Annotated in this window: 13 protein-coding genes; 10 read left to right on the top strand and 3 right to left on the bottom strand. The window is 45.3% G+C overall.

Translation table 11 applies throughout. The features are described 5' to 3' along the window. Positions 1–181 precede the first annotated feature (181 nt). From AB4517_RS17495 to AB4517_RS17460, 8 genes are all read left to right on the top strand, one after another. Complete coding sequence (locus AB4517_RS17495) at positions 182–1699, top strand: fumarate hydratase (RefSeq protein WP_017068776.1); 1518 nt, start codon at positions 182–184, stop codon at positions 1697–1699. A gap of 163 nt (positions 1700–1862) precedes the next feature. Next, entirely contained in the window at positions 1863–2048 is a 186-nt protein-coding gene (locus AB4517_RS17490) for a hypothetical protein (protein WP_004734731.1), read from the top strand. Positions 2049–2247: 199 nt separating this feature from the next. After that, positions 2248–3621 carry a YcjX family protein gene (locus tag AB4517_RS17485; protein WP_017067718.1) on the top strand — a complete coding sequence of 458 codons (1374 nt, stop codon included), beginning with the start codon at positions 2248–2250 and terminating at the stop codon, positions 3619–3621. Positions 3622–3635: 14 nt separating this feature from the next. Next, on the top strand, positions 3636–4688 hold the full coding sequence (locus AB4517_RS17480) for a YcjF family protein (protein WP_102333205.1): 1053 nt from the start codon (positions 3636–3638) through the stop codon (positions 4686–4688). 123 nt (positions 4689–4811) lie between these two features. Next, entirely contained in the window at positions 4812–6356 is a 1545-nt protein-coding gene (gene tyrR / locus AB4517_RS17475) for a transcriptional regulator TyrR (RefSeq protein WP_136974821.1), read from the top strand. Between the two features lie 18 nt (positions 6357–6374). Then, the gene (gene rimJ, locus AB4517_RS17470) at positions 6375–6962 is read left to right on the top strand and encodes a ribosomal protein S5-alanine N-acetyltransferase (protein WP_017060432.1); all 588 of its coding nucleotides are present in this window, start codon (positions 6375–6377) and stop codon (positions 6960–6962) included. 152 nt (positions 6963–7114) lie between these two features. Further along, complete coding sequence (locus AB4517_RS17465; protein ID WP_017060433.1) at positions 7115–7588, top strand: DUF2947 domain-containing protein; 474 nt, start codon at positions 7115–7117, stop codon at positions 7586–7588. Positions 7589–7856: 268 nt separating this feature from the next. Next, a complete protein-coding gene (locus AB4517_RS17460; RefSeq protein WP_017065431.1) occupies positions 7857–8072 on the top strand; it encodes a hypothetical protein in 216 nt (71 codons plus the stop codon). Between the two features lie 171 nt (positions 8073–8243). On the opposite strand, the gene AB4517_RS17455 is transcribed toward AB4517_RS17460, so the two are convergent. The 3 genes from AB4517_RS17455 to AB4517_RS17445 all read right to left on the bottom strand — a co-directional run bounded on the left by AB4517_RS17455 (position 8244) and on the right by AB4517_RS17445 (position 13858). Beyond that, positions 8244–11084 carry an Hsp70 family protein gene (locus tag AB4517_RS17455; RefSeq protein WP_372148979.1) on the bottom strand — a complete coding sequence of 947 codons (2841 nt, stop codon included), beginning with the start codon at positions 11082–11084 and terminating at the stop codon, positions 8244–8246. 153 nt (positions 11085–11237) lie between these two features. Further along, positions 11238–13226 carry an Hsp70 family protein gene (locus tag AB4517_RS17450; protein WP_372148977.1) on the bottom strand — a complete coding sequence of 663 codons (1989 nt, stop codon included), beginning with the start codon at positions 13224–13226 and terminating at the stop codon, positions 11238–11240. Beyond that, on the bottom strand, positions 13226–13858 hold the full coding sequence (locus AB4517_RS17445) for a DUF2760 domain-containing protein (protein ID WP_017060436.1): 633 nt from the start codon (positions 13856–13858) through the stop codon (positions 13226–13228). Before AB4517_RS17445 ends, AB4517_RS17450 begins: the two co-directional genes overlap by 1 nt. A gap of 348 nt (positions 13859–14206) precedes the next feature. Here AB4517_RS17445 and AB4517_RS17440 point away from each other — a divergent pair, with 348 nt between their 5' ends. Next, positions 14207–15745 (top strand): sensor domain-containing diguanylate cyclase, encoded by a 1539-nt coding sequence (locus AB4517_RS17440; RefSeq protein ID WP_208774093.1) that lies wholly within the window; start codon positions 14207–14209, stop codon positions 15743–15745. 87 nt (positions 15746–15832) lie between these two features. After that, positions 15833–16363, top strand: coding sequence for a 3'-5' exonuclease (locus AB4517_RS17435; protein WP_017060438.1), 531 nt, complete (start codon positions 15833–15835; stop codon positions 16361–16363). The last annotated feature ends 103 nt before the right edge of the window (positions 16364–16466 follow it).

Here is a 16466-nt window from a genome sequence, read left to right as displayed (position 1 = left end):
ATAAAATGGGTTCTTGATTAGAACGGAGTAATCCAAGTGGTTTAGTTTAAAGCTATGCAAGCGATTGCTAAAGCAACTAAATACAGCTCAACACAATAAAAAGCTAAACCACCTAATTCGATTTGGCACATATAGTCAAACTGTGAACCCACATGGAACCAGAACAATAAAGAGGCATGCAATGACGGTTATTCGTAAGCAAGATGTGATCAGCAGTGTCGCTGACGCACTTCAGTACATTTCTTATTATCACCCTTTAGACTTTGTCCAAGCCCTAGAAAAAGCGTACGAGAAAGAAGAGAGCCAAGCAGCTAAAGATGCGATCGCTCAGATTCTTATCAACTCGCGCATGTCTGCGGAAGGCCATCGTCCAATTTGTCAGGATACGGGTATTGTTACTTGTTTCGTGAACATCGGTATGGATGTTAGGTGGGAAACGGATCAAACAGTACAACAGATGGTTGATGAAGGCGTTCGTCAAGCTTACAACAACCCAGATAACCCATTGCGTGCATCTGTCCTAATGGACCCTGCAGGTAAGCGTATTAATACCAAAGACAACACACCAGCGGTTGTCCACATTAATATGGTTCCAGGCAACAAAGTTGAAATTCAAATCGCGGCTAAGGGCGGCGGTTCTGAGAACAAAACCAAGATGGTTATGCTGAACCCTTCTGATGATATTGCAGAATGGGTAGAGAAGACGCTGCCAACAATGGGTGCAGGCTGGTGTCCACCGGGTATGCTAGGTATAGGCATCGGCGGTACGGCTGAGAAAGCAGCTGTGCTAGCGAAAGAATCTTTGATGGAACACATCGATATCCAAGAGCTTATCGAGAAAGGTCCTGAGAACGCAGAAGAAGAGCTTCGTTTAGACATCTTCAACCGTGTAAACAAGCTTGGCATTGGTGCACAAGGTCTTGGCGGTCTAACGACTGTGGTTGACGTAAAAATCAAAACAGCACCAACACACGCAGCATCTAAGCCAGTTTGCTTAATCCCGAACTGTGCAGCAACGCGTCACGTTCACTTCACACTAGATGGCAGCGGCCCAGCAGAGCTAACGCCACCTAAGTTAGAAGAGTGGCCAGACATCACTTGGGAAGCGGGCGCAAATACACGTCGTGTTAACCTTGATGAAGTGACTAAAGAAGACGTACAAGAGTGGAAGACCGGCGAAACGGTTCTTCTGTCAGGTAAGATCTTAACCGGTCGTGATGCTGCTCATAAACGTATTCAAGGCATGCTAGAAAGCGGCGAAGGCTTACCAGCCGGCGTTGATTTCAAAGGCAAGTTCATTTACTACGTGGGTCCTGTTGATGCTGTAGGTGATGAAGCGGTAGGTCCTGCAGGCCCAACAACTTCAACACGTATGGATAAGTTCACTGACATGATGCTGAACGAAACTGGCATTATGGGCATGATCGGTAAAGCGGAACGTGGCCCTGCAACGGTTGAATCAATCAAAGAGCACAAAGCGGTTTACCTAATGGCGGTTGGCGGTGCAGCTTATTTAGTCGCGAAAGCAATTAAAAAAGCACGCGTTGTTGCGTTTGAAGATCTCGGTATGGAAGCGATTTACGAGTTTGAAGTTGAAGATATGCCTGTAACGGTAGCGGTTGACTCTAACGGCGTGAACGCACACCAGATCGGCCCTGACACGTGGAAAGTGAAGATTGCTGAAGCTGAGAAAGCGTAATTAACCGACGCCAAAAATCGTAATTGTCGCTAACTTCAGCGTTTGAATTGCAATTTTTGACAGAAAGTTAAAGACAAAAGTGCAGCATTATCTGCACTTTTGTCTTATTATCAATGATATAGTGATAAACACATAGTTTGATATAAGAACATAGGAGAGAGGAATGCCTCGTTTTATTCAGATCCTACAGATTATCTTGGCAGTGGTGATTGGTGCTTTTGTTGGCTACGACCTGATCTTGAAAGGGATCAGTATCTTTGATAATAAATACGTGACGATTACATGTGCGCTTTGGCTAATTGCAGAGATTGCACTGTTTGTTATCTACAAGTTGATTGAAGACGATTAAACGTCGGATATCGTACAAAAATTCTAAAGCCCCTGATTATGAATGTAGTCAGGGGCTTTTATTCATCTAGCATTAAGAATGTGTATTGCATACTCATCAACATAAGCAAAAGCATACAAACTATCCCAACGGGGAAAGAACATAGGCTTGCCTCTCTATTATCATAACCAGCTAGCCTAACTATCACGGAGTCGTTCTAATGAAACACCTAACTCAAGAAATGAGTGACTTTATAAGCAGAGGAACGGATTCTCATATTCGAGTAGCGGTCACGGGGCTCTCTCGTGCGGGTAAGACAGCATTCATTACTTCGCTGGTTAATCAGCTTCTGCATACGTCTACCCACAAAAACTTGCCACTGCTTGCATCGGCGAGAGATGGAAGAATTATTGGCGCAAAGCGTATCCCGCAACACAACATGATGATTCCACGCTTCTCTTATGATGAAGCGATGGAGTCGTTGAATGCACAGCCACCAGAATGGCCAGTGCCAACGCGTGATGTCAGTGAGATTCGTCTAGCAATCAAATATAAGCCTGCGAAGGGCGCGAAAAAGCTACTGAGTAAAAACAGCACCCTTTATCTCGATATTGTCGATTATCCAGGTGAATGGCTGCTTGATTTGCCGTTACTGGATATGGACTTCGATACCTGGAGCCAATCTCAGTTTGCCGCATTGAAAGGCGACAGAGAAACTTACTCGCAACAGTGGAACGCCATGCGTGGTGATATCGATTTGCTAGCAGAAGCGGACGAAAAGAAACTGGTCGCGATTGCCGATAGCTACACTCAGTACCTTCATACTTGTAAAAGTAACGGGCTGCATTGGGTACAACCGGGTCGATTCGTATTACCCGGTGAGCTTGAAGGCGCGCCTGTGTTGCAATTCTTCCCGTGCATCGCACCTGAGGGTAAGTTCTCAAAAACAAGTAACTATGCGGTACTTAAAGCGCGTTATGAAGAGTATCAACAGAAGGTCGTCAAAGCGTTCTACAAGAATCACTTCGCGACGTTCGACAGACAAATCGTGCTAGTGGATTGCTTACAGCCACTTAATGCGGGCTATGACTCTTTCATGGACATGCGTGGCGCGTTAGAACAGTTACTTAAGAGCTTTAAGTACGGTCGAAGCAATATCTTAAGACGTTTATTCGCGCCGAAGATCGACAAGATCTTGTTTGCAGCCACAAAAGCTGACCACGTGACACCGGATCAACATCCGAACTTGGTGTCACTGTTACAACAGATGGTGCATCCAGCTTGGCAGCAGGCGGCGTTTGAACACATCGACATGAGTTGTATGAGTATCGCGTCTATTCAAGCGACCAGCGCGGGTTATATCTCGTCGGGTTCAGACAATGTTCCGGCGTTGCAAGGTGTGACTTTGGATAATGTCCCTCAAACCATGTATCCGGGAGAGGTGCCGCGTAAGTTGCCTAATAAACAGTATTGGGAAACCAACCAGTTTGATTTCACGAGCTTTAGACCGATGGAGCAACATTCCGATGAGCCTTGCCAACATCTAAGAGTCGACAAGGTTTTAGAGTATCTCATTGGCGACAAGTTGAAGTAATTGAGGCAATCAAAATGAGTGAATTAAAAACAAAGCAGGTCTTTAATGAACCGTTGAAGACCTCTTTTGATGAGCAAGACAAGAGTGACGTTGGCCCGGATTTAGGCGCTCAACAACTGTTCACAGAGCAAGAGAAATTTGTCCCTGTCGCACCGCAAGTGAAAGCTGATCTTGATGGTGAAGCTGAGCAGCAATTGGAACAAGTGATTCGACCGAGCAAAAAGAAGAAGTGGTTTGGAACGGGTTTATTGGTCGCTTTCTCTGGCCTAGTTGGATGGCAGGCAATTGATTCGGTCATTACCGCGATTCAATCGGCTGACTGGCTGGCATTAGGTTGGGCAGGCTTCATTGCTGCCATTGCTTCATTGGGTTTAGGCGCAATAGGCAAAGAGCTGTGGAAACTGCGTTCACTTAAAGATCACTTTAGTGTGCAAGAGCAGAGTGAAGAGCTACTCCAAAGTCAAAGTGTCGGCAAGGGCAAAGCGTTCTGTGAAAACATCGCCAAGCAAGGCGGCATTATCGCTGAGTCTCCTTCGTACGATAAGTGGCGAAACAGCATTAACCCTGCACACAGTGATGCAGAAGTGTTGGATATGTACGATGCGTTAGTCGTGAGTCAACAAGACAAAGTAGCGACTCAAATCGTCACTAAGTTTTCGACCGAATCGGCGGCTTTGGTCGCGGTGAGTCCATTGGCGGCGGCTGATATGTTGTTGGTGGCTTGGCGAAATTTCACCATGATAGACAAGCTTGCTGATGTGTATGGCATTGAGCTTGGCTACTGGTCTCGCATTAAGCTATTTAAACTGGTGTTAATCAACATGGCCGCTGCAGGAGCAAGTGAGCTCGCGATTGATGCAAGTATGGATCTCGTCTCGATGGATCTTGCAGGCAAAGTCTCAGCTCGAGCAGGGCAGGGGCTAGGTGTCGGTATCCTTACTGCAAGACTGGGCTTAAAAGCCATGACATTGCTGCGTCCTATGCCTTGGCATAACGAACGAAAAGTAAAACTGGCAGACCTCCGCAAAGCCGTCCTTTCTGAAATAAAGCGTATCACTCTTAAATAAAGCATTTGAAGCTCAATAGTTTTAGAAGAAGAGTAAACATATGTTTACTCTTCTTCTTGACTGAACTCAGAGCTTAATCCACACTACTGTCAACTTATCCTGACACCTATAATAGGACTATTTGTGCGTCTTGAAGTATTGTGTGAAGACAGACTCGGCTTAACGCGTGAGTTGCTCGATATCTTGGCCTCAAAAAGCATTGATTTAAGAGGAATCGAAATTGATGTTAAAGGTATTATTTATCTAAACTGCCCTGATATTGATTTTGATGCTTTTAGTGAACTTATGGCTGAAATTCGCCGAATTTCAGGTGTGAAGGATGTACGTAAAATCCAATTTATGCCAAGCGAAAGGCATAACACAGAGCTGATTGCTCTGCTGGCAAACCTACCTGATCCTGTGATTGCGATTGACCTTAAAGGCTCAGTCGATATGGCTAACCACGCCGCATTGAGCCTCTTCAACAAACAAGAAGATGAAGTCATCGGTGAACCGCTCGCGACGTTTGTTCCTAGTTTTAACTTTGCTCGTTGGATCGAAGGCGATGTAACGCGCCATCGTGAAGTTGTCGTGTTGGATGGCTTAGATTTCTCTATTGAGATCCTGCCGATTTACCTTGGTGGTGATGTCAACGAAGCGGTACTGGCAAGCGCAGTAATGACGATTCGTTCTTGTAATCAAGAGATGAACTCGCCAGATTCAATCCCAGAACAGAACAACCTGGGTTTTGAACACTTTGTTGGTGTCTCTAATCGCCATAAAGCCTTGATCAGCCAAGCTAAGAAATTGGCTATGCTGGATCAGCCTCTATTAATTGAAGGCGATACAGGTACGGGTAAAGAGATGCTGGCGAAAGCGTGTCATAACCGTTCAAATCGATCGTCTTTCCCATTCTTGATTCTAAGCTGTGCATCGATGCCTGATGACGTAGCAGAAACGGAATTGTTTGGTCATGCGCCGGGTTCATTCAACCATGAGCAAGGTCATAAAGGTATTTTCGAACAAGCGAATGGCGGTACCGTATTTTTAGATGAAATTGGCGAGATGAGCCCGCATCTACAAATCAAGCTGCTGCGTTTCCTACAAGATGGTTCATTCCGTCGTGTTGGTGAAGAAGAAGAGATGCACGCTGATGTTCGTATTATTGCATCAACGCGCCACCGTCTTTCTGAATTAGCCGACTCGGGTTCGTTCCGTGAAGATTTGTTTTACCGCTTGAATGTACTGACTCTGTCTATCCCTGCATTGCGTGAACGCTCAAACGACGTAGCGCCACTGTTGGAACTGTTCGTTGCAAAGTACGCGCAGCAGTTAGGTATGTTAAAACCAAAACTGACTCAAGAGTTAGTCGACCAGCTTGGTAATTACCAATGGCCGGGCAACATTCGTCAGTTAGACAACATGGTTCTACGCGCACTAACAGAGTTGGATTCAGACACGCTAACGGTTGAGCAATTCCACTTGCCACAGCTTGAAACAATGACGGCTGGAATGGCGAACCTGAGCTTAGACGGCTCGCTCGATGAGATCATGAAAGACTATGAATCTCAGATTCTAGAGAAGCTTTATCAGTCTTTCCCATCCAGCCGTAAGCTAGCAAAACGTTTGAATGTATCTCATACCTCAATTGCGAATAAGCTTCGTGATTACGGTATCAGAAAGAACTGATCGAATAAGAACAAGATTATGGAAGATTTGAGTACACCAGAGCGCATTTATAAGCATGATGGTAATCTGATTTTACGCACGGCTGAAATCGATGACGCTGGCATGATCAGCGAGTACTTTCAGGTTAACAGAGAGTACCTGAAACCTTGGGAACCGATTCGCGAAGACGCGTTCTTTGATAGAGCGAGTTGGGCGCAGCGACTGATCAAGTTAAACGAGCTTCATAAAATGGGGCTAGGCTATTACTGTTTATTGATTAACGCTGACTCTAATGAAATGTTAGGCACCATATCGTTCAGTAATTTGTCGCGTTTCCCGTTCTACGCTTGTAATGTCGGTTACTCATTGGCGCAAAGTGCACAGGGCCACGGTTACATGCGCAGAGGTTTGAGCATGGCCAAAGACTACATGTTTGATGTGCAGAACATGCACCGCTTAATGGCGGGCTACATGCCTCACAACGAACGCAGTGCTGGTGTATTAGAACATCTTGGTTTTGTCCGAGAAGGTTTTGCTAAAGACTACCTACAGATTAACGGTAAATGGGAAGACCATATACTGACGGCATTAGTTAACCCAAACTGGGAAGATAGACGCGCTGTATAGAGATCAATAGTCATTAGGCGTAAGTACCAATTAAGCGTAAATACAGATTTAGAGGCAGTGACGACATAGATAAAATGAAACCGTCACTGCATCAAAAAGAACAGATAGGCATGGTAAATCCATCAGCCTGAGAAGATATTTGAGGAATTTTGATGTCATACACAACTTTGGACGAATACCAAAGAAAATGGATTTTCACACACCAGTCAATGCCGCTGCCGGCAGAGGACTTGGAAAAGATTAAGCCAATGACACAGGCGAGAGCTTCTCAGTTCTGGAAAGAGAACGTGAGCCCTCAAAGCCCAGACGCAGAACGACTGAGCTCGCAAGACTGGCCAAGCAAAGCATCGAACTGGAATGAAGAGATCAGTTGGATGGCGCATTGGGAAGCGGATGAGCCTGAAATGCCAGAAGAGATTCTTAACTTTATTGATTGGCAAGATGACGTAACTGTTTATTTTTGTTACGAAAAGTACAATGTTCTTGAAACCAAATGGGCGATTTTCAAGAAGCATTGGAAGAACTTCTTGTTCTACGATGATGGCCCGATTCTAATCGGTCGTCGTCGTTCAGAAGCCCTTTGGTTTGCTACCAATGGCAAGGTGAAAATTGGTAACCGTGCTTAACCTCGGTGTGATTTAATCGAGCTAGTGCTGGTAATCCGAGCAACAGATAGATAAACAAAAAGCGAGCATCGAGCTCGCTTTTTTTGTGCCTAATGATCTTCGAAGATCATGGGGAAAGACCCACTATTTGAGCCCAACTAAAGGTGACCATATCCACTCATTTAAAGCGAGTGAATTACGAAATTGAGATCGCTATCTCATTGGGTTAGTTGAAGTTTCATGGGGTTGAGCTATCTTTATATTCCTGCCTTAGTGGAGGTGAAGTATTATGATTTGGGATACTCTCGAACGTGTAAATAAACTTCGCAAGGAAGCAATGGAGGATCCAGAGTTTTTGGATTCAGCAAAAATGCATGAGGAATGGCTTTTAAGCGAAACTCATAATCAATCGAACAAAGGAGCAAAAGAGAATAAACCGAAAAAACTATCTGACATTTATGAAAATACGGATTTTCCTATCAACCCAACTGGAACCAAACATTAACAATGATGAACTGCAACACGGCTAAGGCTCTTAACCAAAAAGCTATAAGTCGATTACACATACCAGCCTTAAGCCACCAATAAAAAAGCCACTTTCAACGAATCGAAAGTGGCTTTTTCTTTTCTTGCTAGCTTCTTTACCATTAGCAACGAAAGCTAATCGTTTTCAAACCTAGTTATTGATTAGGCTTAATCCGCTTGGTAACGCATCACCAAATACGCGCTTAGATTCGCTCTCAGAAAGCTCAGTCACTTCACTCACTAGTGTTAACCATGAGTCAGGTACCTTGCTTTGCTTAAGCTTCTCAATCACTTGATTGCGATAGTCGTCAGAGATATCAAACTGACGGTCACCGGTTTTTCGACAAATCATCACCGCTGCAAAGGCAATCATCTGCTCTTTCTGCCAGTTCTGTTCAAGCAGTTTTGGTAACCACTGTTCAGCTTGCTCTCTAGGAATTACGCTGTGTTGGCTGCCATACAAAGGCGTTCTTGATGCTAATCGTCCTAGCGCCCACCAGTGAGCCTGTTCAAATTGGTTATGGTTGATCGCTTTGCTTAAGAACCAACTTGCCAGCAGCACTTTGTCTTCAACCTCAAGTTGCTCAAGTGACGCCGCTAAACGGACCATGGCTTCATAACCATTATCTTGCGCATCTTTGGCTGTCTTAGGGTTCTTCATTGCACCTGGGTGAAGGTATTTAGCGATGTCAGCCAAGATACTCTCTTGCTGCTCTTGGTTTAGCCCACCAGCGACACGACGCCAGAATACCCACCAGTCTGTCCAGCCTTGGTGGTTCTTGAACTGAATGTTCTGTTGGTAAAGGCCCCAAATCTGTTCGATACGCCATGAGTCAGTCGGATCGCCAAAGCCAGGACGTAGCGAGTATCCCGCCAAACGTAGCCAGTTCTTCTCGTGTGCTTCTGAGCGGCGACGACGTTTACGACCTAATGAGAAGGTATCAAATAGATGACGAAGGGTCGTGAAGTCCCATTCATCGCGTTTACCGAGTCGCTTCTCAAGATCTTTCGATAGTGTTTTGATCTCTTTTGATTCAGCACTCTTCTTGTTGCCGCTGTACAGACGAGAAATCAATTCCTTACATTCATCCAGTCTTGGGTGAAGTTTAGCGGTATCAGACTCATCACCTTGCTTGTTTCTTACTTCAAACTCGAGCAACCAACGCTTAGAGTCATCTTCTATACTCACACACTCCATTTTCAATGTGCCGACTTCGGTTAACTGACAAGCGAGCAGTACTTCAACACGCTCTTTTTGGTTGGCTTGAAGTTCTGCAGTACCTGAGCCTTCCAGCGTAGAAATATACGGTGGGAGAGGGGAGAACAAGTCGGCATCCACATTGACCATCACACCGTTTTGAATGGCGGTGTCATGAGCAATTTGATCGTGTGTTGAAGTCAGAAGATTAAATCGTACTGGCTCACCTAAAGTCAGCGAGAAACGACGGCTGTTCAAGCGTATCTCTTGGCCTTCTTCGGTTCCTTTGGCAAGCAGACAAAGCGCTTTACCCATCTTGTTTTTCTCTTGCAGATGCAAGAAGTAAGAACGGGCAGCACCGCCACCGATTTTCAGCTGTGCACCGCGGCGTGCTTTACCAAAGGCAACCGCGCCAAGGGCAACAGACCAATCTGGATGAGGGTTATCAAGCACTGTGATAGGAGAACCGTTCCAGTTGCCCAGTAGCTGAGTAATTCGCTCTGTTACCAGTTCACTGTTAAACACACCACCATTGAGCAGCACGCCAACTGGAATTGCAGGTTTGGTGTCATCGAACTCAATCGAGTCTGAGTTTTCTAATGCGGCTTTAGACACTTGTTGGTGTGTTGCTAGGAATTCTGCAACGTGCTTACTCACTGCAGGGTCAGCCACGTAAGGCAGACCAAACTCAACCACTGCACTGCGGCGTTTGTCGGGTGTTTCAGTAAACTCAGAAAGCGGGAAGAAACCTTCCAATGCGATTTGATGAACTTCTTGTTTGGTTAAGCCAATACTCTTAGTACCGCCAAGTAGCTTTGAACCGCTGCCCAGCATGGTGATCTTCACATCATCGGGTGCATTGGCAGAAAGTAGGCTCTCTTTTGCGGCGCGAGTTTGTTGAATTAGTTTGGTTAGGCTAGAAGCATTCAGCTTTTTGTTTTGATTGAAGCGTTGCTCTGCAAGGTGAGCAAGCGCTAAATCGAGGTTGTCACCACCGAGCATCAAGTGTTCTCCAACGCCAATACGGTCGAGTGCGAGCTCGTTATTACCGTCGGTGTTCGCATCGAATTTGGCTTCAATTAAGCTTAAATCGGTGGTACCACCGCCAACATCACACACTAGAATCAGCGGAATTTGTTGAAGTTCATCTGCTGCGGTTTGTTGGTGACGGGCATACCAGTCATAACAAACGGCTTGCGGCTCTTCGAGTAATAGAATCTTACCTAAGCCCGCAAGTTCTGCCGCTTCGAGTGTCAGCTTACGTGCTGTCTCATCGAAGGAAGCCGGAACGGTAACCACAACATCTTGATTTTCCAGCTTGTTGCTCGGGTTACGGTAGTTCCATGCTTGGCGAATGTGGTTGAGGTAGCTTGCACTCGCCACAATTGGCGAGACTTTATCGACATCAGCTGCGCCAGCCCAAGGCAGAATGTCGGAGTTACGATCAACCGCTTGGTGTGATAGCCAACTCTTAGCACTCGATACTTGGCGGCCTTCAACCTTAGCGCCTAATTCACGAGCCCATTCACCGACGATAACGTTCTTAATATCGCCTTCAACGGGGCTTGGTTCCCACGGCATCGTCAGGTCAGAAGGGGAGATTTGACCTTGTGCTGGGTGGTAACGAAAGGATGGGAGTAAGGGCTTGCGAACCACTTCACCGGGGCCGATGAGTTGGTCAATATCGAAAAGAGAAACGGGAGCATGTTGTAGGTCGTCGTTGATTTCACAGTAAGCGACAACCGTATTGGTTGTACCTAAGTCAATGCCGACTAAAAAACGAGGAGTTGCCATACAAAACCTTATTCTTCCAGAGTGATGACCAGTTTTTTGATAGCTTTGGTCTTATTGTTGTTATTCGTAAACGTCATTCCTGAGAAACAGGCAGGACTAGATTGAGAAATGCATTGATAAAGTAACGGCACCCGCTAAGGTGCCGTTGATTCATTATGCTTGTTCGTTTGAGTCGTTATTCGAGTCTTCACGAACATCGAACTCAACGTGCCACTTCTGACCGTTGTCAGTAGCAATCGCTTCTAGGTGTAAGGTGCCTAGCTCAGTAACGCGAGAAGCCAAAGTCACTGGAACCACTTCACCTTCGCGACGGCCTTCAGAAACCGGCAATGTCACTTGGATTTCAGGAAGCTCATCAAGCTCTTCAGGCGCCCAGTGATCAAGGTGCGTACCCGCTTCATCTTCACGACGAATGGTTGAACCGAAGAACTGGAAGTGTACTGGCTGACCAATCACTAGACCGAATTCTTGGCTAGGTACTTGTACGCTTGAACCTTCTTCCATACCAAATGGTGCAACACACAGTGCTTCCATTGGAGGAGCCATACCTGGGATAGCTGGCATCGCGCTTTCAATTCCAACGTAGTAAGAAGATGCGATACCACCACGGATACGAACGCCTTGGCCACGACGAACTGCGCCGTAGTAAGAAGCGCCACTTGCAACCGCTAGGTCTAAGTCTAAACCTGAAAGTTGTTTAGCAAATTCAGCATCTGCATTAATTAGCCATTCATTGATAGTGTCAGAAAGACGATCAGCAAGTAGGTTAGATTTTAGAACACCACCATTGAACAGTACCGCTGTTGGTTTGATGAAGTCTGCCGCTGGCGCTTCTGACCCTTGCGCTTCTGTACCGGGCATACCGGGCATGTTTGCAAACGGGTTGAAATCTTGCTGAGCGGTTTCACTATTTCCAGAAAGCGCGTTCGCTTGCTTAGAAAGGAATGCAGCAATGTGACGAGTAATACCTGCGTCTTGAGCGTAAGGCAGACCCATTTGAGTCAGTGCGCCACGCGTCTTTTGTACAGGGTGTTCAGTTACAGCAACTTTAGGGAAGAAGCCGTCCACTAATGTTTGTTGAACTTCTTGCTGAGTCAGTTCTGTTTTCAGTGTTGCGCCAAGCAGTTTAGAACCACGGCTTGGAACAACGATTGGCACAGATTGAAGCTCAGCATCGTTAAGCAGTGCTTCTTTCGCATCACGACACGCGTGAGTCATTGCTTGAACCTGCCAAGGAGCCAGTTCTTTACCTTCTTGAGCCAGTTTCATCTTCAGACGGTAAGCCAGAGCTAAGTCCATGTTGTCGCCGCCCAGTAGGATATGTTCACCTACAGCGATACGGTTCAGGCTTAAGTTGCCTTCATCTTGTGTTACTTCAACTAACGAAAGGTCAGTCGTACCACCGCCGATATCGACAACAAGAACGATGTCACCAACGTTCACTTCATCACGCCATGTGTCGTTGCTGTTATCAATCCAGCTATACAGTGCTGCTTGAGGTTCTTCAAGAAGTGTCAGGTGAGTGAAGCCAACATTACGCGCAGCTTCTGCTGTTAGGTCACGAGCCGCAGGATCAAACGAAGCAGGAACCGTGATCGTTACATCTTGGTCTGCCAGTTTGTGTTCTGGGTTAGCGTGGTTCCAAGCATCTTTAAGGTGCTCAAGGTACAACTCAGTGGTCTTAAGCGGAGATACCTTTTCAACTTCTTCAGGGCTGCCTGCAGGAAGGAACGCATCACGACGGTTCACACCACCGTGGCATAGCCAAGATTTTGCACTTGCTACCAAACGGATAGGGGTTTTCGAACCTAGGTTACGAGCAATCGCACCGACTAGCGCTTTTGGCTCAGAAGACCAAGGAAGAACGCGAGATCCCGCATTCATTTCATGTTCGTGCGGCTGGTATAGGAACGAGCCAAGTTGGCTGCGAGTTTCTACTGTACCTGGAGCCGTCAATTGAGGGATTGGCATCACCTCAACGCGAGCGTCTTCATTACTTGTGTCGATGAAAGACAAAACGCAGTGTGTGGTACCTAAATCGATACCAACACTGAACTTAGGCGCTTGCTCTTGTGAATGCATCTGCGGCGTATGTTCTTGAGAAGAAGGCTCGTGCGATGATGGCTGAGTTTGGTGTTCCATTATAGCTCTACCTCTGCCGGTGCAATTACAGATGCATCGTAGTTTTCAGCAAGCTTAGGCAGGTTCATGTCAGTTGCTTTCCAACCTTTGTGAACCAATGTGCCGTTGAATGGTGCATTGCCCGTTACGTTGCCTGTTAGGCGAATTTCTTGAGGATTGAAACCTTCAGCGATAGTGATACGTGTTTCTTCATCTTCAGTGCGGATGTGAGACAGCGTTACGTAATCGGCTAATACTTTTTGACCGCCAGTGTGAATAACACGAGCAGCTGCGCCAACTTCTTCATCAGAGAATGACGTTAGGTCTTCTTTTAGGAAGTCAATTAAACGAGCTTCTTGCTGCATGATAGACAGTAGCTGCATTGCTGAATCAGTAGGTGCTGTAGCAAGCTTAGATTCAACTTCTACTACTTTTTCGATCACACGTTCAACTTCTACTACTTTCTCTACTTCGACAATTTTCTCAACTGGCTTTTCAACTTCAACGACCTTTTCTACTGGTTTTTCTACGACTTTCTCAACCACTTTGGTTTTACGAGAAACGGCAATTAACAGTAGTAAAACGCTTGATGCAGTTAGGCCTGCGTGAAGCATATCAAACGTTTGTGGGATTAGGTTCAAATCAACGATCATAGTGATTTCTCTTTAAAATTGATTTAACGGTATATTCGTCGGTTCAAAGGAATATACAGGTTGGAAAGAAACTCATTGGCACTAAGCCGAAACGGTCACTTTCAAGCTATAAATATGGATGGATACTAGCATATTCAAGGCTTAAGAGTGGTATTTAATGTTTTTAATCAAGTGGGTTTTTGGTGTGTTAGCTTGAAATTTAGTCGAGATTCGGTCGAATATTGGTCGTCGATGTGAGGGCAAGGTAAACAATGCCCGTTTTATGTCAGTTTTAAGACTAAACAGAAATGGAGCATGATTCCCTTCCGTTATATACTTTTAACTCATTAGAGACTATTTGGAAGCCACATGCCGCACACTACCGACCCCATAACAGGGTTGAAGAAACGAACTTTGCCGTTAGTTGTCTTTTTTGCCACATTTTTGATGACGGTGTTGTGTTTTGTTTTGGTTGCGGCGAATCAAAATAGGTCTTTGAATGAGAATCTGGATAGCTTTGCTCAGCATCAAACGCTCAGCTTAAAAGCGTTTATTGATAACGATGTTGCTTATATCGGTTCCGGTGCGAATTTTTTCTATTCTAATGATGTCGATAGTCGGGACCGATTTGATCGTTTTGCTCAGCAAACGATTAACGGCTCGAAAAGCCTGATCGGATTGCAGTGGATGCAAAAAGTAGCGGTAGAAGATCTTGCCGAGCACACCGCCAAAATGAAAGCTCAATACCCATCCTATAGAATGTTTACTATCCCTAAACATGGGCCAAAAACTTATGGTTATGTCTTGGATGGCGAGCCCGTATTTATCGCGACAGATATTTATCCGAATGATCCAGTGAACAACGGTGTTTTGGGTTTTTACTCTTCTCGTGAGCGGTTTAATCTGGTCATTGATAACATTAAAAAAACACGTGAAGCGAATATTTCAGACAAAGTTCGTCTGTTGCAAGACGGTTTAGACAGCAACACACCTAAGAGCGGAATGTTGGTGTATCACCCTGTCTTTGAGGGAGAGAGTGACAACTTACTCGGCGTTGTAATTGGTGTTGTTCGTACCACATACTATTTTGAGAAACTTCTGGCATCTACTGTCGGCGATATGGACGTTTATGTGCGTGTTACCGATAGCGGTTTTGAAGCTGAAGATGCCCCGATAATGTTCGAAACCAATGGTTATGAAGCGGTAACTGGGCAGCACATTACAAAGACGATTACATTAACTAACCGTGAATGGATTATCGACTTCAAGATAGATGCATGTATTTCATTTAATGGTTACTTAGTGTTGGCGGGAATCGGCATAGTTGGTACCACTATCTCATTGCTGCTTGCTTATATTGTGAACCTGCAAATTAGAGAGAAAGAGCGCTTATATCGAATGATTGATGAAAGAACAGAAGAACTTCGTTTTCTTGCCAATCATGACAGTTTAACGGAAATTTATAATCGCCGAGCTTTTAATAAGATGCTTGGTCAATCGATACAAAGCGATAAGCCGTTTAGCTTAATAGTGTTTGATGTTGATAAGTTTAAAGAGATCAATGATAAGTTTGGGCACCCAGCCGGTGATGCGTTACTTATCCATGTGATTAAGGTTATCTCAGTGAGCTTGAAGTCTGGAGATAACCTATTCCGGATGGGAGGGGATGAGTTCGGTATCATTTCGAGCATCACCGAACATGACTCGTTGTCTCGCTATTTAGAATGTATTTTAGAGACGGTAAGTGAGTCTCATTGCGAGCATTCTGGCCAGCTATTGAGTTGCACTCTAAGCATCGGGGCTACCATCCGCACTAATGAAGACATTGAAGCGCTCCTTCAAAAAACTGACAGCATGTTATACCTAAGTAAGTCAAATGGCCGAAATCGAGTCACAATTGCAGGCTAAATGAGCACTTGATGCAACTGGGGTCGAGTTCTTTATTAGGCTCATGTACAATTTCACGAAATTTTTGACGAGAGAATTAGGCGACGTATGAATCACAATCGAGTGGTGTGTTTCGATTTGGAAATGTGCTGTTGGAGCGAAGACGGTGTAGGAACAACAGGGGAGATCATTGAAATTGGTCTTGCTGAGATCGATCTTGTATCTGGAACCATCGTGAAGCGCGCGCAATATTACGTTAAGCCCGAAAAAGACGAAGTCTCTCTATTCTGCGCCGAGTTAACGGGCATTACACCTCGTAAAATCGAAAAACAGGGTCGCCCATTAGAGTCTGTTATCAAGTCGATGATTAAGAACTTCGGTGGTCCAAAGAAAATCTATGCAGCGTGGGGACGCGACGATCTTATCTTACACAAAGAGTGTATTGAGAAAGGCATCGAACCTCCGTTCAGCGAGTTCTTGAATATCGCCACGCTTTATCGAGTTCAGAATCGATTGAAAGACAAACGCATTGGTCACCGCGCTGCTCAAGAAGCCAAAAATATTGAGTGGGAAGGTCGTCAGCACTCGGGTTATGTCGATGCTTATAATCTTGCGAAACTCACATTAACTATGTTGTAGCTAAATTTTTAGCTCCTCTCAGCCCTGTTTAGTCAGCTTTCAGTTTACCGATTCAAAAAAGCGACCGGTTTCTTAACCCGTCGCTTTTATTGTGCGCCGAGCA

The sequence above is a fragment of the Vibrio sp. 10N.222.52.C3 genome, assembly GCF_041474195.1.
GTDB lineage: Bacteria > Pseudomonadota > Gammaproteobacteria > Enterobacterales > Vibrionaceae > Vibrio > Vibrio crassostreae_C.
The sequence above is the reverse complement of the archived record's forward strand: the minus strand, read 5'-3'. Positions and strand labels throughout refer to the sequence as shown.